Source organism: Sphaerobacter thermophilus DSM 20745, assembly GCF_000024985.1.
In the GTDB taxonomy this organism is placed as follows: Bacteria; Chloroflexota; Chloroflexia; order Thermomicrobiales; family Thermomicrobiaceae; genus Sphaerobacter; species Sphaerobacter thermophilus.
The window spans coordinates 1,803,392-1,824,136 of sequence record NC_013523.1; the positions used below are offsets into that span (position 1 = coordinate 1,803,392).

Here is a 20,745-nt window from a genome sequence, read left to right on the forward strand (position 1 = left end):
GTAGCGAGAGGAGAAAATGATGCCAGGTCACGACCTCGACCCGTCTGCATTGATCCCTAAGGTTCTGTCGCGGTACTCACCGGTCGTGGTGGACCACGCCGAGGGGATCTACGTGTGGGATATTCACGGCGAGCGGTGGACCGACTTCACGTCCGGCATCGCCGTAACCAACACCGGTCACTGCCATCCGCGCGTGGTGGCCGCGATCCGGGAGCAGGCCGGAAAGATCATCCACGCCCAGGCGAACATCCTGGCCCACGAGCCGATGATGCGCCTGGCTCAGCTCATCACCGAGACCATGCCGCCGTCGCTGAACCAGGTGTTTTTCAGCAACTCGGGCGCAGAGGCCATCGAGGGCGCCATCAAGCTGGCGAAGATCGCCACCCGCCGTCCGGCGATCATCTCCTTCCGTGGCGCGTTCCACGGGCGCACGCACCTCGCCATGGCCCTGACGTCTTCGCGGGCCAAGGTGCGCGCGCACTACGAACCGCTCGTCCCGTCCATCTACCGCGCGCCCTATCCCAACCCGTTCCGCAATCCCTACAACCTCCCGCCCGACAAGGCCGAGGACGCCTACTTCGCCGATCTGGAGGCGCTGTTCGAGACCGAGGTCCTGCCGGATGACGTCGCCGCCATCATCATCGAGCCGATGCTCGGTGAGGGCGGCTACGTGGTCGCACCGAAGGGCTTCATGCAGCGGCTACGCCGGCTGTGCGACGAGCACGGCATCCTGCTCATCGCCGACGAGATCCAGACCGGCGTCGGCCGCTCCGGCACGATGTGGGCCTTCGAGCAGTTCGGCATCGTCCCCGACATCGTGACGGTGGCGAAGGGGATTGCCTCCGGCCTTCCGCTCAGCGCCGTGGTCGCCTCCCGCGATCTGATGGACCGCTGGGCTCCGGGCGCGCACGGCGGCACCTACGGCGGCAACGCGGTTGCCTGCGCCGCCGGTGTGGCCACCTTCGAGGTCATGCGGGACGAGGATCTGCCGGGCAACGCCGCCCGTATCGGCCAGTTCCTGATGAGCCAGCTCCGCGAGATGCAGAGCGAGTTCCCGGTCATCGGGGATGTGCGCGGTATGGGACTGATGATCGGCGTCGAGTTCGTCAAGCCCAACGGGGCGCCGAACGGTGCCGCCGCCCAGGAGGTCATTCGCCGCGCCCAGGAGCGCCGCACCCTCCTCATCAGCGCCGGGACGAGCGACCAGGTCATCCGCGTCATCCCGCCGCTGGTCATCAACCAGCAGCAGGCGGAGGAGTTCCTGGACGTCTTCGCCGACGCGGTCAAGGGCGTCAGCTAGCGCGTGCGGGAATCCGGACGTCAGCCGCCGACTCCTCCCTAGCGCGAAGAGTCGGCGGCAACCGGTCCGGCCGCAAAGACGAAATACCTTGTACGGGCTATCGCGCGTCCCGCAGGGATGGACACAGAACCCCGCCCGTGGCGTTATCCGCCACGGGCGGGGTTTCATACGCGGGAACGTGGGAGACAACGACGCCTTCGCGAAGAATAGGGCTTCCCGGTAGCGGGAAGGCTACGCCGTCTCACCGCGGCGGTCTTCGACCATCCGCCGCACGCGCTGGTACACGCCGGTCACCGCCCGGCGCACGCGCTCCCGCTGCTGCTGGTTCAGCACGCCGAAGTACACCACCGCACTCAGCGCACCGGCCCAGAAGAGGATCAACGCGGACTCGGTCGTCGCCGACACGACACTCGCGCCGGCCCGCTGGACCGCCGCTCCACTACGCTGCCGCATGCTCGGCTTTCGCCCCCGCTGCGACGGGCGGCGGCGCGACTCGATCACGCCACCCAGTCGGTCGCCCAGTTGCTGTGCTGCCGCGGTGGCCGACCCGGCCACCAGCCCGGCGAGCGCCGCGGCCCGCGTCCCGACCTGCGGCAGGTACTCCTCTGCCGACTCACTCAACTCGGCGGCCCGCTCCCGTGCGGCGGCCAGGATCTCCTCCGCCTCCGCGACAGCTTCCTGGGCCAGGGTGCGCGCGGCCGGTTGCACGTCGGTGCGGAGGCGTACTGTCCCCTCCTCGCGGAGCCGCTCGGCCGCCCGCAACGCCCGCTGCGTGGCCTCTCGGGTGAGCGGCGGGAGGTCCGTCCGTGCCGCAGCCACCAGCGGTTCCACCCGCCGCGCCAGCTCACGGCGCATCGCCTCCCGATCGGAGGACCCCACCGTCGCTTTCGCCTGCTCAAGCGCAGTCCGCGCCGTCTCCGCTACCGAGCGGACACGCGGATCTTCCATGAGCGCGGCCATAGACGGGATCGTAGCTACTGGTTTCGGCTCGGGACGCCGACGCCGGAGCATGGCGGCAACCAGGCTCCCCACCCCTGCCGCTGCCGCAGCCGACACCGCGACGACCGCACCAATTGCCAGTGGATCAGGTTCGCGTTGCCTCATTGGTGTACCTCCACTCCCTTCGGTCTCCCGCCGCGATGGGAAGTCGTTCCGTGCCAGCCGTGTGGCCGACGTGGTACGCCAATCCCAGTGCCCCGAATGGGCAGCCGCGGCGGTGACGACCGCCGCTGCGACCGCAAGAAGCGTGCGCGGCCCGCGAATTAGCACCAACGTCGATTGCCAGCGACCGGGCGGAACCCTATACTTCGCTCGCATTATGAGCGTATACACTGAGCAGTTTGATGTCATCGTCATTGGAGCCGGCCACGCGGGCTGTGAAGCCGCGCTCGCCTCGGCGCGTGCGGGTTGCACGACCCTGGTCCTGACACCGAACCTCGACCGGATCGGCTTCATGCCGTGCAACCCGTCAATCGGCGGCCCCGCGAAGGGCCATCTTGTGCGTGAGGTCGATGCCCTCGGGGGCGAGATGGGACGCGCCATCGACCGCACCGCCATCCAGATCCGCATGCTCAACACGAGCAAGGGCCCGGCCGTCCAGGCTCCTCGGGCACAAGCCGACAAGATGCTCTACCCGATGGCGATGAAGGAGGCGCTGGAGCGCCAGCCGCGACTCACCCTGCGGCAGGAGGCCGTCACCGATATCGAACTGGTCACGGCCGGGGGGCGCCACCGGGTCCAGGCCGTTCGCACGGACGCCGGGAACCGCTACCTCGCGGGCGCGGTCGTCGTGACCGCCGGCACCTTCCTCCGCGGCCGCATGATCGCGGGAGAATGGCGCGCGGCGGGCGGCCGGGCCGGTGATCCAGCGGCCACCGCCCTCTCCGCCTCACTGAGCGATCTCGGCATCCGCCTTCGCCGGCTCAAGACCGGCACGCCACCCCGCATCGACGCGCGCAGCATCGACTTCAGCAAGGCGGAGGTACAGACCGGGAGCGATCGGCCGCTCTGGTTCAGCTTCGACGGTGCCCAGGGACGGATCGAGCGGCTGGAGTTGCCGCCCCTGCCGATCTACCCCGGCATCACCGACGGCTGGCGGGTACAGATGCCCTGCTACTTGATCCACACCAACCCCGCCACCCACGACATCATCGCGGCCAACATCGACCGCGCACCGATGTTCAACGGCACCATCCAGGCGGTCGGCACGCGCTACTGCCCCTCGATCGAGGACAAGATCGTGCGCTTCCGCGACAAGCCGTCGCACGGCCTCTTCCTGGAGCCGGAGGGCTGGCGGACGACCGAGGTCTACGTCCAGGGTGCCAACACCAGTCTGCCCCAGGACGTCCAGCTCGCGTTCCTGCGGACGATCCCGGCCCTGGCGGAGGCGACCATCACCCGCTACGGCTACGCCGTCGAGTACGACGCGATCGACTCGTCCGAACTGACCCGCACCCTGGCCGCGCGGCGCGTCGACGGACTCTTCTTCGCCGGGCAGGTCTGCGGCACCTCCGGTTACGAGGAGGCAGCGGGTCAGGGAATCGTGGCCGGCTTGAACGCCGCCTGCTTCACCCAGGGCGCGGAACCGCTCGTGCTCCGGCGCGACCAGAGCTACATCGGCGTGATGATCGACGACCTGACCACCCAAGAGTTCGTCGAGCCGTATCGTATGCTCACCTCGCGTGCCGAGCACCGACTGCTCCTGCGCTGTGACAACGCCGAGGCTCGCCTGTCGGACATCGCCTATCGCTTCGGCCTGATCTCGCGGGAGCGCTGGGAGGCCGTGCAGGCGGAAAGCCGCATCATCACGGAGACTCTGGCGCGGCTCGCCGCCCACCACCTCTCGATGAATCCGCGCACGGCGGAGGCTCTGGAGCGAGCCGGATTGCCGCCGCTGGCGCGGAACCAGACCGCGCTCGACTACTTGCGGCGGCCGGAGGTGCGCTACGAGGCACTGGCGAGCGTCCTGGAGGCGCTCGGCGCCGACAGCCTGTCCGTGCCATCCCGGCTGGCCGAGCGGATCGAGGTTGAGGCGCGGTACGAGGCGTATATCGAAAAGGAACTCGCGCGCGTCGAGCGGATACGCCACCTGGAGGAACGACCAATCCCCGACGGGATCGATTACACGGCGCTGGCGGGACTGCGTAACGAGGCGCGGGAGAAGCTGGCGCGCTTCCGCCCGGCAACGCTGGGTCAGGCCAGTCGCATCGCCGGCGTGACGCCCGGCGACGTGGCGGTGCTGATGGTGCACCTCGAACGGGGCGCGGCGAGCATCGAGGAGCGACCCGCGGTCGTCCCGCGGCAGCGCTAGCGAGAGCACAGGGACACCTGCATGCGCATTCTGATCATCTCAGACGTCCACGCTAACCTCGTCGCGCTCGAGGCGGTACTCAGCGACGCCGGGCGGGTGGACGACATCTGGTCCCTGGGCGACATCGTCGGCTATGGTCCGCGGCCGCGCGAGTGCGTGGAGCTGGTACGGGTGCTCGCGCCCAACATCAGCGTCATCGGCAACCACGACTGGGCGTGCATCGGGCGCCTGTCCCTGGACGAGTTCAATCCCGTCGCGCGCTTCGCCAGCTACTGGACCACCATGCAACTCCAGGCCGAACACCTCCAGTACCTGGAGTCGCTCCCCAACCGCATGATCGACGGCGACTGGACGGTCGTGCACGGCAGCCCGCGGCATCCCATCTGGGAGTACATCTACAACGCCCGCATCGCCGCATTGAACTTCCCCGCATTCGATACGCCGCTCTGCTTCGTCGGGCACACGCATGTGCCGCTCTATATCCGGGAAGACGAGGCCCTGTCCAACGTCGCCCCGCACCACCCCAACGACGGCGAGGTCCTCGATGTCTCCAGCGGCCGCTACATCATCAACCCCGGCGCCGTCGGGCAGCCGCGCGACGGCGACCCCCGCGCGTCGTACGCCATCTTCGAACCCGACGCCCAGCGCGTGACCTTCCACCGCGTCGAATACCGGATCGCCGACACGCAGGCGCAGATGCGCGAGGCCGGCTTGCCTGAGTCGCTTGTCACACGCCTCGCAGCGGGGGTATAAGCCATGCGTCGAGGTATTGCCTTGCCGCCGTCGTCCGCGTTGCGCGGCGCCGTGTCGTGGGGCATACTACCGGTTCACGGCGGCTCAAACACGGCCGGCGCGGTGTTGACTGGTATTGTGGAGGGTACTCACCCTGGATCGCACCGTGGTCGTCCCTGTTGATGGGGGACCCGCTGACTTTCCCAGCATCGATCTGGCCTCGGCTCTCTCAAACCGAACCGGCCGCATCCATTTGATCCTGGTGTACGTCGTGGAAGTGCCTCAACGTTTCCCGCTCGACGCCGACCTCCCGGAACTGATCGCGATCGGCGAGGAGGTTCTGCAGCGGGCGGAGGACCACGCGCGGGAACGCGGGGGCCACCCGTGGGCAAGCGTGACCACGACCTTGCTCCAGGCCCGGCTGGCAGCGGCGGCGATCGTGGACGAGGCCATCGAGCGGGGCGCCGACACGATCATTCTCGGAACGACCAACCAGCGCCGCTACGGCGAATTGACACAGGGGGACGTGGCACCCTACGTTCTCGACAATGCCCCGTGCGATGTCATCCTGCTGCGCATAGCCGGGGAGATTGGGGAGGCACGATGAGAATCCTCATCGTCGGCTGTGGGCGCGTCGGCTGGCGCCTGGCGTCCGACTTCACGGCTCAGGGACACGACGTCGTGGTGGTCGACATCAAGCCGCATGCGTTTCGGCAGCTACCCGAGGAGTTCCCCGGGCGCGTGATCGTCGGCACCGGCATCGATGAGGACGTTTTGCGCTCGGCCGGAATCGAGCACGCGGACGTGTTCGTCGCCGTCACCAACGACGACAACACCAACATCATGGCCGCCCAGATCGCCCAGAAGATCTACCATGTCCCCCGCGTGGTGCTGCGGGTCTATGACCCCGTGCGGGCGGAGATCTTCCGCGACCTCGGGCTCACAGTGGTCTGCCCGACGACGACCGTCGCCGGTCTGATCGAGGAGCAGGTCCTGGCGGGCGCGGCGTCGCCACAGGGCTAGCGCGGGGAGCGCAGGCAGGCACAGGAGCGACACCATGTACATCATCGTCGTCGGGGGCGGGAAGGTCGGCTACTACCTCACAAAGACCCTGGTCCACGAGGGGTACGAGGTCTTCCTGATCGAGAAGAACCCGATCAAGTGCCAGATCTACGCCGAGCGCTTCGGTGCCGTCGTCATGCAGGGGGACGGCGCCGAGGCCGCGATCCTGGAAGCCGCTGGGGCGGGTCGCGCCGATGTCGTCATCGCCGTCACCGGTGACGACGAGGACAACCTCGTCATCTGCCAGATGGCCAAGGAGCGCTTCGGCGTCGCGCGGGTCATCGCCCGGGTCAACAACCCCAAGAACGAGGAGCTGTTCCGCAAGCTGGGCATCGACGTGACCGTGAGCCAGACCAACGTCATCCTCAGCATCATCGAGCAGCAGATCCCGGAGCGCCCGTTTGTCCATCTCCTCGCGCTGCGCCACGCCGACCTCGCCATCGTCGAAGCCAAAGTGTCCGACGACTCACCGGTGGTCAATCAGCCGATCGAGCGCATCCAGTTCCCGCCGGAGGTCAACGTCACGGCAGTCCTCCGCGCTGGGGACCTGATCATCCCCACCGGACAGACCGTGATCCGCGCCGGCGACGAGATCATCGCCGTCACGAAACGCGAGCGCGAAGAGGAACTCCGGCACCTCTTGGTGGACTGAGATACTGGCCGAACAGTCGGTCTGCGCCCGGGGTAAACCCCGGGCTGAATCTGTCGGTAAGCCCACTTGGCCACACGGGGGCGGAGCCGATTCGGCAGCCCAGGAGACGCGCTGCCCCAGCCCCTTCAGTGGGCTTTTCCTACTCAGCCCGGCGGCTTTAGCCCCGGGCACGTGCCACCGCACGGGATCCGCACCGGGCAAGCGCCGCCACGTGAGCCCCTCTGAGGCACCCCACCAGCCACGGGTCCGGGGGCTACGGCTGCTCCGGCACCGCCGGGCCCGCATCGGGCGATGCCAGCGCCGCCCAGGCTATGCCGGGGTCGAGGAGGTGATCGATCTCGCCCGGACGACCATAGCGGGTGAACTGCGTGACGCCGAGCCAGTCCGGGAACTGCCGCACCAGCGGGCGCGGCCCGTCCACCTGGAGGCGGCCCGAGCGCATCGCCGCCCGCGGTTCAAGCTCCCCGAGGATGATGGCGGCTAGCGTCGGTGCGTCCGCGGTCACCCACAAGTCGACCGAGAACCCTTCATCGCGGAAGCACAACTCGACCCCCGTCCGCCGCAGGATCAGCCACCAGGCGTGCAGAGGGTCATCACGCAGGTCCACCCGGACCACAACCGTCTCCGCGGGGAGCCGCTCGACCCGGATATACCGGTGCAGGAACCACAGCACCGACGGGGGATCCAGATCCTCGGCACGCAGCCGCCCCAGCGCCCAGCGATAGCCCCAGCCTCCGAGGAGTTCGACAACCGTCCCGAGTTCACGCCCGGCCGGGGTCAGGTGGTACTCGAAGCCGTGCCCATCCCGCGCCGGCCGGCGCTCGATGATCCCCTCCCGCTCCAGCGACCGCAGCCGCGTCGCCAGCAGGCTCTGTGAGATGCGCGGGATGCCCCGCTGGATCTCGGCGAACCGGTGGCTGCCGCAGAGCATCTCGCGCAGGATGAGCGGCGTCCAGCGCTCGGCGAAGATCTCAGCCCCCTTGGCGATCGGGCAGAACTGGCGGTAGCGCGTCATCGCGGGACCCCTCTCCCACCGCTGGCGTCACTCCAGAAATCATACTAGCGACCGCCATAGTCTACTGCTATCACCACAGTAGTGGCAATGATCTTACGCACATAGAAAGAGACGGGGCTATGGCGACGAAACGTGCGACAACTGCGGCTGCGATGCCGGTACCGACCACACCGGCTGCGAGCGCTCCCTGGAATACCCTGCAGGACCAGCTCAGGGGCGAGGTGCTGCTGCCCTCTACTCCCGGCTTCGATGCGGCGCGCGCCCTCTGGAACGCCATGATCGACAAGAGACCGGCCGCTATCGCGCGCTGCACCGGCGTGGCCGACGTGCTCGCCGCGCTGCGCTTCGCCCGCGAGCGGGATATCCCGCTGGCCGTGCGTGCCGGCGGGCACAACGTCGCAGGTACGGCCCTGCGGGACGACGGCCTGGTGCTGGATCTCTCTCGCATGAAGGGAATCCGTGTCGATCCCGCGGCGCGAACGGTTCGCCTGCAACCCGGCATCCTCAACGGGGATCTCGACCACGAGACTCAGGCATTCGGCCTCGCCGTCACCAGCGGGATCGCGTCGACTACCGGCGTTTCGGGCCTCACCCTCGGCGGCGGCATCGGCTGGCTCATGCGCGCCTTTGGGCTCACATGCGACAACCTCCGCACTGCCGATGTCGTCACCGCCGACGGTGCCTTCATCACGGCCAGCGAGGAGGAACATCCTGATCTCTTCTGGGCGCTCCGGGGTGGCGGCGGGAACTTCGGGGTCGTGACCTCGTTCACGTTCGCTCTCCAACCGCTCGGCCCGACCGTCCTCGCGGGAGCGATCGTCTTCCCCGCCAGCGCGGCGGGCGAGGTGCTGCGTTTCTACCGCGACTACATCGAGGAAGCACCAGATGCCCTCGGGACGATCGTGCTGCTCCGACACGCGCCGGAGTCCCCGTGGATTCCGTCCGAGCACTGGCGCAAGCCGGTGGTCGCCATCCTCGCATGCTACGCAGGTAACATCGCCGAGGGAACAGAGGTACTCAAGCCGCTCAAGGCGTTCGGGTCGCCGATCGCCGATATCATCCAGCCAAAGCCCTACACGCTCCACCAGCGGATGTTCGACGCCTCGGCACCGCCGGGTTTGCGCTACTACTGGAAGTCGCACTACCTCAGCGGGTTGAGCGACGACGCGATCGACACCCTGCTCGCACGCGCGTGGCGCACCTCATCGCTCCGCTCCTACACCGTCGTTGCCCGGGTGGGTGGGGCGGTCAGCCGGGTGGCCGAGTCGGCGACGGCCTTTGCCCACCGCGACGCCCAGCACGTGCTGAACATCAACGGTGTCTGGACCGACCCAGCGGAAGACGCGGAGCACATCGAGTGGACGCGGGACATGTTCACGGTGATGGAGCCCTTCTCCACCGGCGGGGTCTACGTGAACTTCCTGGGGAACGAGGGTGAGGAACGCGTGCGCGCCGCCTACGGCACGAACTACGACCGGTTGGTTGAGGTCAAGCGGCGCTATGACCCCGACAACGTGTTCAACATGAACCAGAACATCGTGCCGGGCTAGCGCCGGGTGAGCCATCGCAGGGGGACCGACTGGGCGGCCCGCGTCCGCTTGAAGCGCGGCGCGGGCCGCCACGTCACCTAGGGATAGATCCCGCGGACGCGGGTGAACTCGGCCACGCGCTGGATCGCCCGGACCAGGGCGGCAGTGCGCAGCGGTACGTGGTACTGCTCGGCCGCCTCGTGGATCGCCATGAACGACTCGATCATGATGCGCTGCAGGCGGCTGTTCACCTCGTCCTCGGTCCAGCTAAACGACTGCAGAGCCTGGACCCACTCGAAGTAGGACACGGTCACCCCGCCCGCATTCGCATAAATGTCGGGGAGCACGATGATGCCGCGGTCGTAGAGAATCCGGTCGGCGTCGGGGGTCGTCGGACCGTTCGCCGCCTCGGCGATCAGGCGAGCCTTGATGCGCGGCGCGTTCTCCTCGGTGATCTGCTCCTCGAGTGCGGCCGGAACGAGGATGTCGCAATCCAGTTCCAGCAGCTCCTCGTTCGTGACGTTCTCGGCCTCGGGGAAGTCGACGATGGTCTGCATCTGGCGCTTGTAGGCCAGCACCGAGGGGATATCTAGGCCATTGGGGTTGTAGATCCCGCCGTGCGAGTCGCTCACGCCGATGACCCGACACCCGATGCTGTGCAGGATCTGGGCAACCGTGGAGCCGACGTTGCCGAACCCCTGGACGACCACCCGCTGTGAGGGCAGGTCGATATCGTAGGTTCGACAGGCCTGCTCGATGGCGAACACGCAGCCGCGGCCGGTCGCCTCCAACCGTCCAGCCGAACCGCCGAGCAATAGCGGCTTACCGGTCACCACCGCCGGGACCGCGACGCCGCCATGGTGCATGCTGTAGGTATCAAGGATCCAGGCCATGACCTGGGGATTGGTATTGACGTCCGGAGCCGGGATATCGCTGTGCGGCCCGAGCAGCATCGAGATCTCGGTCGTATAGCGCCGGGTCAGATTCTGGAGCTCGTTCTGCGACAGCACCTTCGGGTTGACCCGGACGCCGCCCTTGGCACCCCCGTAAGGGAGCCCGACCACGGCGCACTTCCAGGTCATCCACATTGCGAGGGCCTTGACCTCGTCGAGCGTGACGTCCGGATGATACCGGATTCCGCCTTTGGACGGTCCCGGTGCGATGCTGTGCTGAACGCGATAGCCGGTGAAGACCTGGACGGTGCCGTCGTCCATTTCCACCGGGAAGTTAACCGCAAGCTCCCGCTTACAAACGCTGAGGATGCGCCGCATGTCGTCATCCAGCCCGATGACATCCGCGGCCGTGTTGAACTGCTCAACCGCGATGTCATACAGGCTGGGAGCGGGCTGGTCGTGTGCGGGACTGTCGACTAGCACCTTCGTCCCTCCGTCCATCTGTCACGGCCTGGCACCGCACGCGACCTGCCGCCGGACCCACCGTCAGACCGGATCATCATCATCCCGAGCGGAGGTGAAGGACCGGACCCCGCTTCCGATGCTCCTTCGCTACGCCCGAGATGACGATGGCTCGATCCGTCCTACGTCCCCACCCTTTGATGCTGGCGGGCCGGCGATACGCCTCCCGCCAGCGCGACCGGTCTGCGCGGTCCCTCCAGTTGCGTCGAGGCGGGCATCTGCCCGCACCGTCTCCGATTATCCGATTAGTAGAAAGAGGCCGGGAGTACCCGGCCTCTGTGAACCTCACCCCTCATCCTCGAGAGCCTGCTCAAGAAGCTGCCTGGCTACCGCCGGATTGGCGGTGCCGCGCATGTGGCGCATGACCTGGCCGAGCAGGAACCCAATAGCCGCTTTCTTCCCCTTGCGGTAATCCGCCACCGCGGCCGGGTTCTCGGCCAGCACGGTCTTCACCACCTCGGCCAACTGAGCGGCATCGCTCACCTGGGCCAGCCCGCGCTCCTCCACGATCGCGTCCGGGTCCCGTCCGGTCTCGTGGACGGCCGCGAGCACCTCTTTGGCCGACCGCATGGTGATGGTGCCGTCTGTGACCAGCGTAATCAGCCGGCGCAACTGCTGCGGCGAGACGTTGATCTCGTCGATAGCCAGGTCCTGGTCGCGCATCAACGCGAAGATCTCGCCGGTGATCCAGTTGGCCGCGTCCCGCGCCAGAGCCTGGTTCCCGTCGACGACGGACTCAAAATAGTCAGCGACGGCGCGCTCCTCGGTCAGTAGCGCCGCGTCGCTCTCGGAGAGCCCGTACTGCGCGGCGAAGCGCGCCCGCCGCGCCGCCGGCAATTCCGGCATCCGCGCGCGGATCCCGGCGACATCTTCCTCGGTCAGGTAGAGCGGTGGCAGGTCGGGCTCGGGAAAGTAGCGGTAGTCCTCGGCGAACTCCTTGGTCCGCTGGGACACCGTGATGCCCTGGTCATCGAGCCAGCCCCGCGTCTCCTGGACCAGCGTCTCGCCGTTCCGGAGGGCCGCACGCTGCCGCTCGATCTCGTAGTGCAGCGCCCGCTCGACCGCCCGGAAGCTGTTCATGTTCTTGATCTCGACCTTGGGGCCGACGACGGTGCCATCGGTGCTGCGCTGCGAGATGTTGGCATCGCAGCGGAAGGCGCCCTCCTCCATGTTCCCGGTCGACACCCCAAGGTAGCGGAGAACCTGGCGCAGCGCGACCAGGAAGCTGCGGGCCTCCTCCGGCGAGCGGAGGTCCGGCTCGGTGACGATCTCGATCAGCGGCACCCCGGAGCGGTTGGCGTCGACCAGGCTGTAGCTCCGCCCGTTGCTCGCCCGGTGCACCAGTCGTGCCGTGTCCTCTTCGAGGTGTACACGGCGAATCCCGACCCGCCCTGTGCCGTTGGCCGTCGGGAACTCAAAGACGCCGTTGACGCACAACGGCAGGTCGTACTGCGAGATCTGGTACCCCTTCATCAGATCGGGGTACATGTAGTTTTTCCGGTCGAACTTGCTGTAGGAAGGAATCGAGCAGCCGAGCGACAGGCCGGCCATGATGGTGTAGGCCACCGCTTCGCGGTTGATGACCGGGAGTGCGCCCGGGAGCCCGAGACACACCGGACAAACATGTGTATTCGGCTCGGCCGTCTGGTACGCCGCCGAGCACCCACAGAACATCTTGGACCGGGTCAGAAGCTGCGCGTGAACCTCTAACCCGATGATGGTCTCAAATTCCACCTGGATCACCCCGCCCTGTTTGCGGTCCTGGGGACCACACCGGCGCGATTATAACACGGCCAATTCCACGGCAACGCGGCCCCCGATGTCAAACGCCACGCTCCCGTCTGGCGCCGCATTGGAGCGCAGACACGCGCGTCTGAGCACATCGGAGAGGCGCCCGCGTCGCCTCCGCGCGACGCTCGCGGGGGGCAGACGCCAGCACGCTGCCAGCGCCCGTTGCTCGGGTGGATCGACGGGCTCAGGGGCTGAGTGCGAGGAACGGGCTCGGGTCGACTGGCGTGCCGTTGACGCGGATTTCGTAGTGGACGTGAGCGCCGGTGGACCGGCCGGTGTTGCCGGATAGCGCGACAACCTGTCCCCGCTCGACGCGCTCTCCTGGGCTGACCAGAACAGAGGAGTTGTGCCCGTAGTAGGTGCTGATGCCGTTGCCGTGGTCGATGACCACCAGACTGCCATAGGCACCGGACCAGCCGGCGATCCGCACGACTCCGGCGCCGGTTGCGAGAACTGGCGTCCCCTGCGGCACTGCGAAGTCGATGCCCGTGTGCATCTCGGACGCAGCCTCGCCGTCGGCACTCCCAAAGGGATTCCCACGGACGCCGAAGCCCGAGGTGATCGGGCCGGACACCGGCTGGCCGCGCGGCACATCGGGAGAGAAGGCAACCACGGACGGGGCGATCCCCGCGCTCAAGACGCCGCTCTGCTCCACCGCCGCGAGCCGCGCTCGCGCCCGCGTGTCGATCTCGTCGAGGACGGCGTGCAACGCCTGAACCCGCTGCTGGGCGTACTCGATGCGGGCGCGGGCCGCGTCACCCGGATCACTCGGCAGATTGGCCGGCACCGCGGGCCCCCCCGATGCGTCATCTCCAGCGGGAAGGCCCACGAGTTGACGCATCCGCGCGGCGAGATTCTCGACAGTGTCGATCTGCTCCTCCAGCGCCGCGATCCGGCTCTCCAGGTCCTGCACCTCCTGGACGCGCGCCTGCTCGGCCGCCTGCAGGGCAGCCTGAGTCTCCGACAGCTCCGCCGACTGCTCTCGCGACAGGTGGAACAGCATGCTGCTGTCTCGCTCGGCCTGCTCCAGGTCGGCGATCAACGCGGAGAGCTGAGCCTTCAGCGCCGCGGCTTCGGCCGCCGCGGCCGCAGCGCCAGCGTCGGGCACCGGCGTCACCGGCGACGGCTCGCTCACCCGGGCGGCCACGTCGGGCGTGTAGGCCGTATCCCGGCTCGTGGCATAGACCAGGAGGCCCGTCGTGCCGACCATGCCCATCAGGAGGACGGCCAGCAACCAGGAGGGCACCACCGTGGGCGCACGCAACCACTGGAGCGCTGCGGCAACAAGACCGGCAGACGGCGTTCTTTGCGCACGCGACAGTCGCCCCGCTTCCGCCGGTGAGGGCGGCGACAGCGGCCGGAATACGGTTGTGGCACGCGGCACGTACGCCGGATCATTCACGACCATGACTTGACAATACGAAGCGCGCAACTTGTGAACAATGGTACACAGGTACCGGCTGGCGCACGGCTGAAAGGCTTTCGCGCCGAGACGCGCGTCCCGCTCTGTCCCGGACTCCTGGGCTAACCGCCGGGCCGCACACGTTCGTGGCTCGTATTGCAACACCGAGATTGTGAAAGGTTGCGCGTTCCTATGGTAAGATCTGGCTGCCGCTGGCCCGGACAATGCGGTCGCAGAGTATACGCGGCCGCACCGGTCCCGACCGGTGACCGGTACGGCGGCACCGCGCGACCGGACCCAGTCCGAGGCCGCGGCTTCGGGGGACTGGGCAGCGAGGAGGCGAGACCAACGCCGTGGTCGTGAAGTCTGAAGCGAAACTAGTCACCCTGAAGATCAACGATCAGGAAGTCACCGTCCCGGAGGGCACCACGATCCTCCAGGCGTGTCAGACGGCGGGCATTGAGGTGCCCAACCTCTGTTACCAGCCGCTCCTGCGACCCTGGGGTTCCTGCCGTATCTGTACGGTGGAGGTCCTGGGCAGGCGTGGGGGACTCGTCGAGTCGTGCGCGGCACAGGTCCGTGAGGGCATGGAGGTCCGCACCCACTCGCCCGAGGTCCTGAAGTCCCGCCAGTTCATCCTCCAGATGTATTTGATCGACCACGCACTCGACTGCCCCACCTGCGACAAGTCGGGTGAGTGCTACCTCCAGGACAACACTTATCTGCACAACGTCCACCTGAACCCGTATCGCCGCCCGAAGCTGGCCAAGCCGTACACGCACCTGAGCGACGTCATCGACTACAAGTGGGACCGCTGCATCATGTGCGCGCGGTGTACCCGCGTCTGCGACGAGGTCATCGGCGTGACGGCGATCGGCGTCCTCAACCGGGGGCTGGAGGCCGAGATCGGGCCTGCCTACGGCACCGACCTGCGCGAGGGCACCTGCACCTCCTGCGGCATGTGCATCGCCGTCTGCCCGGTCGGCGCGTTGACCGACCGCCGCTTCGGAATGCACCCGTGGGAGCTGGATGCGACGGAGACGATCTGCGGGTTCTGCGACGTCGGCTGTACCCTGAACGTCGAGCACAGCCGGGGGATCGTCCGGCGGGTGACCCACCTGTGGGACCGCGGCGTGAACCACGGCTACACCTGCGAGCGGGGTAAGTGGGGCTACGCACAGGTCCAGCACCCGGACCGGCTCGAGACCGCCTACATCCGCCAGGGCGATGAATTCGTTGCCGCCGACCTGGACGACGCCCTCGACCGGGTAGCGGATGCCTTCCGCCGCTATCAGGGCGACCAGTTCGCCGCGCTCGCGTCGCCTGAGAACACCAACGAAGAGAACTACCTGCTGCAGCAGTTCACTCGTGCCGTGATGGGCACCAACAACATCGACCGCCTGCGCCACCGGGGACAGAGCGGGGTCAGCCAGGCGCTGCGCGACTCCTTCGGTCGCCCGGCGAGCACCAACTCGATGCAGGAGGCATTCACCGACACCCAGTGCATGCTGGTCGTCGGCCCCAACATCGGAGAGACCGCTCCGGTCGGGAGCTACTGGCTCTACTGGTCGCGGAACTACCGTGAGGCGAAGACCGTCGTCGTCAGCCACGACCACTTCCCGCTCTGCGACCGCGCCGAGGTCTGGATCAAGCCGCCACGGGGTGCCGAGGCCAGGGTAATCGACGCCATGGCGCGCATCATCCTCGACGCCGGGTTGGCACGCCCGGCCGAGAGTGCCAGCGCCGGGTTCGAGGCCTGGCGCGCGAGCCTGGCCCAGGTGGATCCGGAGCAGGTCGCCGCGGAGGTCGGCATCGACGTCGCCACGCTCCGCCGCGCGGCGATTCTCTACGCCACGGGCGGGGTCGGCGAGGTGGACGGCCGCGATCTGGCGGACTATCCGGCCAGCGCGATTTACCAGACGCTCGGCACCGACCGCGGCGCGGACGCCCACCCGGCTGCCGTGGCACTCAACAACCTGGCCCTGTTGACCGGCAACGTCGGCCGCGCCGGTGGCGGCGTGATCGCCTTCCGAGGGTCGGCCAACTTCCAGGGCGCGACCGACATGGGATGCGAGGCGGGCTACTTCCCCGGCTACCAGCCGGTCGACGACCCGGAGATCCGCCGGAAGTTCGAGGCGGCCTGGCTCCCGCGATGGAACGACGCGGCCGTGCCGCAGAACGGCTTCAAGCCGCTGCGTGAGCTCCCGGCCACGCCGGGCCTGGATCTCGACGGGATGATCGCCGCGATCGAGGCCGGCCAGATCAAGGCGATGTACATCGCGGCATCGAGCCACGAGTACAGCCCAGGGATCGACGAGCGGTTGCTGGCGGTTCTGCCGAAGCTGGAGTTCCTGGTCGTCGAGGACAGCTTCCCGAGCGATCTGGCGAAGCTCGCGCACGTGGTGTTGCCGGGTGCAATGTTCCTGGAGAAGGACGGCTCCTACACCAACGCGGATCGCACCATCCAGCGGCTACGCTACACCGTCGCCCCACCCGGCGACGCCCAGCCGAGCTGGTGGTTCCTGCAGGAGATCGCCGAACGGCTCGGCTACAACCTGACCTACCGGCACCCGTCCTTCGTGCTCGAGGAGATCGCCCAGCTCACACCGATCTACCGCGGCGTGTCGCTGCCCCGGCTGGAGCGTGGCCCGCTCCAGTGGCCGGTGCAGCCCTTCGGTGCGGAGCAGTCGGTTTTCTTGGAACTTGGGGACGGGTTGGCGCCCGAGGCGGTCCGCTTCGTCGCGGACTAAGCGACAACCGGCAGCGCGCGGCGCGGCCGCGGGCAGGAAGAGGATCGGCATCGCGATGCTCGACGAAGTCAAAGGCTTTTGGGTCACCTTCCGGCGACTGTTCACGCCGAACGTGACCATCCAGTACCCCGAAGAGAAGCGGCAGATGGCACCGCGCTTCCGCGGGCTGCCGTCGCTCCGCGCCGACCCGGAGACGGGCGAGCCGCTCTGCGTCGCCTGCGGCCTGTGTGCCCGGATCTGTCCGACGAGCTGCCTGGAGATGACCGTTGTCCCGTCCGAAGAGGGCGACCGCGAGCTGGCCGAGTTCATTTTGCGCTCCGGCCGGTGCCTCTTCTGCGGGATGTGCGCACAGGTGTGCCCGGTCGACGCGATCACCATGAGCGGCGAGTACGAGCTCGCCACCCTGCAGCGGGACGGTCTGATCTACACCAAGACCGAGCTGGCCGCCATCGGCGCCCAGAACCTCGGCTGGTGGGACGCTGACACACAGGACGCACGGTAACCGTCCGGTTCAGCACAGCACGGAACGCTCAATCACCGCCGGCCACGTTCTGGCCGGCGGTTTTCGCCTGTCAGAACGCACGGTGCATCAAGCCGCGTGGCCAGCCACGGGTCTGAGAGCGGGTTCCCGGCGGCGGGCCAGCGAGCCGGATCATGACCACCCGTGCAGAACCCCGTCGCCTAAGTCGTTTCGGTATCATCCTGAGCGCGTTGACCCGCCCTGGACCGGGGCATATCATCGCAGGCATGAGGTGCGCCGGGGGCGGCTGTGGCCGCGCACGCATCCCGGCTACCTGCGCGATGGGAGGGCAAGCGATGGCCAAGGAATATCGTTTCTATTGCGCCGGCGAGTGGCGCTCCTCCGACCAGCCACTCGAGGTGATCAACCCGTACAACGGCGAGGTGGTAGGCACCACATCCTTCGCCACCGATCAGGACCTGGAGGATGCCATCACCGCCGCCGAGCGCGCCTTTGAAGAGACCAGACGGCTCCAAAGCTACGAGCGCGCAGCCATCCTGGAGCGGCTCGCCGATGGGCTGGAAGCGCGCCAGGAGGAGTTCGCCCGCCTGTTGGCGCAGGAGGCCGGCAAGCCGATCCGCGACGCGCGCACCGAGGTCGCCCGCGGTGTCTTCACGCTGCGGACGGCCGTCGAGGAGGCCAAGCGCATCGGCGGCGAGCTGATCCCGCTCGACTGGATGGCCAGCTCTCAGGGTCGCTTCGGTGTGACCCGCCGCTTCCCGATCGGCCCGATCGCCGGCATCTCGCCGTTCAACTTCCCGCTGAACCTCGCCCTGCACAAGGTGGCTCCGGCGATCGCCTCCGGGAACACGATCGTCCTCAAGCCGCCCACGCACGACCCGCTGACCATGCTCACCTTCGCCGAGTTGATCGACGAGGCCGGGCTTCCCAAGGGCGCGGTCAGCATCATGCCGATGGACCGTACGGTCGGCGATCGGCTGGTTACCGACCCCCGCTTCAAGATGCTATCCTTCACCGGCTCCCCGGCCGTCGGCTGGGACATGAAGTCCCGGGCCGGCAAGAAGAAGGTCGTGTTGGAGCTGGGTGGCAACGCGGGTGTCGTCGTCGACAAGGACGCGAACCTGCCGCTGGCGATCTCGCGGGTGCGGGTGGGGGCGTTCGCCTACGCCGGGCAGGTCTGCATCGCGGTTCAGCGGGTTTACATCCACCGCTCGCGCTACGACGAGTTCGTGGAGAAGTTCGTGGCCGCGGTCAAGGAGATCAAGATCGGCGACCCGCTGGACGAGGCGACCGAACTGGGCCCGATGATCGACGAGAAGGCCGCCGCGCGCACTGAGGACTGGGTCAACACCGCCGTCTCCGAAGGCGCGCGCGTCCTGATCGGTGGCAAGGCCGAGGGTCGCTTCTTCCAACCGACGGTGTTGGTCGATGTCCCGCCGACGAGCTTCGTCTGCTCCCGCGAGGCGTTCGCGCCGCTGGTGAACCTCTTCCCGTTCGACGACTTCGAAGAGGCGCTGGCGGCGGTCAACGACTCCGAGTACGGGCTGCAGGCCGGCGTGTTCACCAACCGGCTGGAGCACGCGCTCCGTGCCTGGGAGGTGCTGGAGGTCGGCGGCGTGGTCATCAACGACATCCCGACCTACCGAATCGACCATATGCCGTACGGTGGCGTGAAGGACTCCGGACTGAGCCGCGAGGGTCTGCGCTACGCGATCGAGGACATGACGGAACCGCGGCTGATGGTCATCAATCGGGTACCGGACGAGGAATAGCGGCCTGTCGGGCCCGGTCGAACACAAACGACCGGGCCCGACGCCGTGGCACACTGCGCGCGAAGACATGCCGCCGGGCAAGCTTGAGCGCAGGCGGCGAGGAGCATCACCAGTATGGAGACAAAAACCCGGAACCGCGCGGCTCTCATCGCCGCGACGGGCGTGCCGTTGGCTTTGCTCGCGGCGCGCCGCCGCCGTGCTCCGCATCGGGCACAGGCCACAGGCGACCGACGTGCATCAGTCGTGGTCGCCGGGGCGGGCTTCGGCGGCATCGCGGTCCTGAACGCGCTGCGGAATGCGGGGCTGGACGGAGCCGACATCCTGCTGATCGACCAGCACAACTACCATCTCTTTACCCCGCTGCTGTACCAGGTCGCCACCGGGTCGGTGGACGACCAGCATATCGCCTACCCCCTGCGCCCGTTCTGCGCGGGGGTCCCGGCCGAGTTCCTCTGCACGACGATTCGCGGGGTGAATCTGGTCGACCAGGTCGTGGAGACCGACGCCGGGCGAATCCGCTATGACTACCTCGTCCTGGCCCTCGGCAGCCAGACGAACTACTTCGGCATGCACGAGGTAGAACGCGAGGCGCTCGGACTCAAGACCATCCCCGCCGCCAGCTCGATCCGAGCACGCATCATCGACTCCGTTGAGCGCGCTGCCGTGGCATCCGACCCGGAGGAGCGCCGCTGGCTCCTCACCTTCGCCGTCGTTGGCGCTGGTGCCACCGGCGTGGAACTGGTCGCCTCGCTCGACGACCTGTTACGAAACAACCTGCTGCCCTACTACCCCAGCCTCCGCGGGGAGGAGCCACGCATCGTCCTGATCGAGGCGATGGACACGATCCTTCCGGGCACCACACCCAGGATGCGCGCCATTGCCGAGCGGCGACTCAAAGACCTGGGCATTGATATCCGGCTCAAGACCGCCGTCGCCGGTGTGCGCAACGGTGCCCTGGTCACCCGGGCGGGCGACGAGATCGCCGCCGCGACGCTCATCTGGACGGCAGGCATCCGGCCCAATCCGGTCGCCGCGTCGCTACCCGTTGAGAAGAGCCGCGACGGCCGGATCGTCGTCGACGAGTACCTGCGCATCCCGAGCGCGCCCAACGTCTTCGCACTTGGCGACAACGCCTTCGTCCCGGACCAGAACAGCGGCGCCCCGCTGCCGGCGAACGCCTCCGTCGCCGTCCGGGAAGGGGCAGCCGTGGGCCGCAACCTGGTGCGGCTCCTGACCGGCCACCCACTCGAGCCCTTCGTCTTCCGTTCGCCGGGCGAGATGATCGCCCTCGGGCGTGGCCACGCGGCGGCCACCATCGGCCCGGTAGCGTTCGGCGGCCTGCCGGCATGGCTCGTCTGGCGTGTCTTCCACCTGTCGCAGATCATGGGTGTGCGCAGCCGGGTCGGCGTCACGCTCGACTGGACCGCCGCTCTGCTCTCCCGGCGCTACATCGCCAACACGGAGGTGTGAGGGCTGTTGCGTGTTGCGTGTTGCGTACTCCGTAGTACGTAACCGGCTACTGGGCTGCTCCCAT

General features: G+C 67.8%; 16 protein-coding genes. 11 read left to right on the forward strand and 5 right to left on the reverse strand.

Features of this window, described 5'->3' with window-relative positions:
- Nucleotides 1-19: 19 nt before the first annotated feature.
- The gene (locus tag STHE_RS08310; protein ID WP_012872120.1) at nucleotides 20-1,300 is read left to right on the forward strand and encodes an aspartate aminotransferase family protein; all 1,281 of its coding nucleotides are present in this window, start codon (nucleotides 20-22) and stop codon (nucleotides 1,298-1,300) included.
- Between the two features lie 231 nt (nucleotides 1,301-1,531).
- On the opposite strand, the gene STHE_RS08315 is transcribed toward STHE_RS08310, so the two are convergent.
- Complete coding sequence (locus STHE_RS08315; protein ID WP_012872121.1) at nucleotides 1,532-2,404, reverse strand: hypothetical protein; 873 nt, start codon at nucleotides 2,402-2,404, stop codon at nucleotides 1,532-1,534.
- 214 nt (nucleotides 2,405-2,618) lie between these two features.
- On the opposite strand from STHE_RS08315, the gene mnmG reads away from it, so the two are divergent.
- The 5 genes from mnmG to STHE_RS08340 all read left to right on the forward strand — a co-directional run bounded on the left by mnmG (nucleotide 2,619) and on the right by STHE_RS08340 (nucleotide 7,056).
- Nucleotides 2,619-4,610 (forward strand): tRNA uridine-5-carboxymethylaminomethyl(34) synthesis enzyme MnmG, encoded by a 1,992-nt coding sequence (gene mnmG / locus STHE_RS08320; RefSeq protein ID WP_012872122.1) that lies wholly within the window; start codon nucleotides 2,619-2,621, stop codon nucleotides 4,608-4,610.
- A 21-nt stretch (nucleotides 4,611-4,631) separates the two neighbouring features.
- Nucleotides 4,632-5,363 (forward strand): metallophosphoesterase family protein, encoded by a 732-nt coding sequence (locus STHE_RS08325; protein WP_012872123.1) that lies wholly within the window; start codon nucleotides 4,632-4,634, stop codon nucleotides 5,361-5,363.
- A 145-nt stretch (nucleotides 5,364-5,508) separates the two neighbouring features.
- Nucleotides 5,509-5,949 (forward strand): universal stress protein, encoded by a 441-nt coding sequence (locus STHE_RS08330; protein ID WP_012872124.1) that lies wholly within the window; start codon nucleotides 5,509-5,511, stop codon nucleotides 5,947-5,949.
- On the forward strand, nucleotides 5,946-6,365 hold the full coding sequence (locus tag STHE_RS08335) for a potassium channel family protein (protein ID WP_012872125.1): 420 nt from the start codon (nucleotides 5,946-5,948) through the stop codon (nucleotides 6,363-6,365). The genes STHE_RS08330 and STHE_RS08335 overlap by 4 nt, the downstream gene beginning before the upstream one ends.
- Before the next feature lie 34 nt (nucleotides 6,366-6,399).
- On the forward strand, nucleotides 6,400-7,056 hold the full coding sequence (locus STHE_RS08340; protein WP_012872126.1) for a potassium channel family protein: 657 nt from the start codon (nucleotides 6,400-6,402) through the stop codon (nucleotides 7,054-7,056).
- Between the two features lie 253 nt (nucleotides 7,057-7,309).
- Here the strand turns inward: STHE_RS08340 and STHE_RS08345 are convergent, their stop codons facing one another.
- Nucleotides 7,310-8,071 carry a winged helix-turn-helix transcriptional regulator gene (locus tag STHE_RS08345; RefSeq protein ID WP_012872127.1) on the reverse strand — a complete coding sequence of 254 codons (762 nt, stop codon included), beginning with the start codon at nucleotides 8,069-8,071 and terminating at the stop codon, nucleotides 7,310-7,312.
- Between the two features lie 119 nt (nucleotides 8,072-8,190).
- On the opposite strand from STHE_RS08345, the gene STHE_RS08350 reads away from it, so the two are divergent.
- Nucleotides 8,191-9,621 (forward strand): FAD-binding oxidoreductase, encoded by a 1,431-nt coding sequence (locus STHE_RS08350; RefSeq protein WP_012872128.1) that lies wholly within the window; start codon nucleotides 8,191-8,193, stop codon nucleotides 9,619-9,621.
- A 77-nt stretch (nucleotides 9,622-9,698) separates the two neighbouring features.
- Here the strand turns inward: STHE_RS08350 and STHE_RS08355 are convergent, their stop codons facing one another.
- The 3 genes from STHE_RS08355 to STHE_RS19205 form a co-directional block, all read right to left on the reverse strand.
- Entirely contained in the window at nucleotides 9,699-10,976 is a 1,278-nt protein-coding gene (locus STHE_RS08355) for a Glu/Leu/Phe/Val family dehydrogenase (protein ID WP_012872129.1), read from the reverse strand.
- A 324-nt stretch (nucleotides 10,977-11,300) separates the two neighbouring features.
- A complete protein-coding gene (gatB, locus tag STHE_RS08360; RefSeq protein WP_012872130.1) occupies nucleotides 11,301-12,749 on the reverse strand; it encodes an Asp-tRNA(Asn)/Glu-tRNA(Gln) amidotransferase subunit GatB in 1,449 nt (482 codons plus the stop codon).
- Nucleotides 12,750-12,990: 241 nt separating this feature from the next.
- Complete coding sequence (locus STHE_RS19205; RefSeq protein ID WP_052295282.1) at nucleotides 12,991-14,040, reverse strand: M23 family metallopeptidase; 1,050 nt, start codon at nucleotides 14,038-14,040, stop codon at nucleotides 12,991-12,993.
- A gap of 521 nt (nucleotides 14,041-14,561) precedes the next feature.
- Between STHE_RS19205 and STHE_RS08370 the strand changes: the two genes are divergently transcribed.
- The 4 genes from STHE_RS08370 (at nucleotide 14,562) to STHE_RS08385 (ending at nucleotide 20,681) form a co-directional block, all read left to right on the forward strand.
- Entirely contained in the window at nucleotides 14,562-16,958 is a 2,397-nt protein-coding gene (locus tag STHE_RS08370) for a molybdopterin-dependent oxidoreductase (protein WP_012872132.1), read from the forward strand.
- 55 nt (nucleotides 16,959-17,013) lie between these two features.
- Nucleotides 17,014-17,460: a NuoI/complex I 23 kDa subunit family protein gene (locus tag STHE_RS08375; protein WP_012872133.1), complete on the forward strand. Its 447-nt coding sequence runs from the start codon at nucleotides 17,014-17,016 to the stop codon at nucleotides 17,458-17,460.
- 314 nt (nucleotides 17,461-17,774) lie between these two features.
- The gene (locus tag STHE_RS08380; RefSeq protein ID WP_012872134.1) at nucleotides 17,775-19,211 is read left to right on the forward strand and encodes an aldehyde dehydrogenase family protein; all 1,437 of its coding nucleotides are present in this window, start codon (nucleotides 17,775-17,777) and stop codon (nucleotides 19,209-19,211) included.
- A 114-nt stretch (nucleotides 19,212-19,325) separates the two neighbouring features.
- Nucleotides 19,326-20,681, forward strand: coding sequence for an NAD(P)/FAD-dependent oxidoreductase (locus STHE_RS08385; protein WP_012872135.1), 1,356 nt, complete (start codon nucleotides 19,326-19,328; stop codon nucleotides 20,679-20,681).
- The last annotated feature ends 64 nt before the right edge of the window (nucleotides 20,682-20,745 follow it).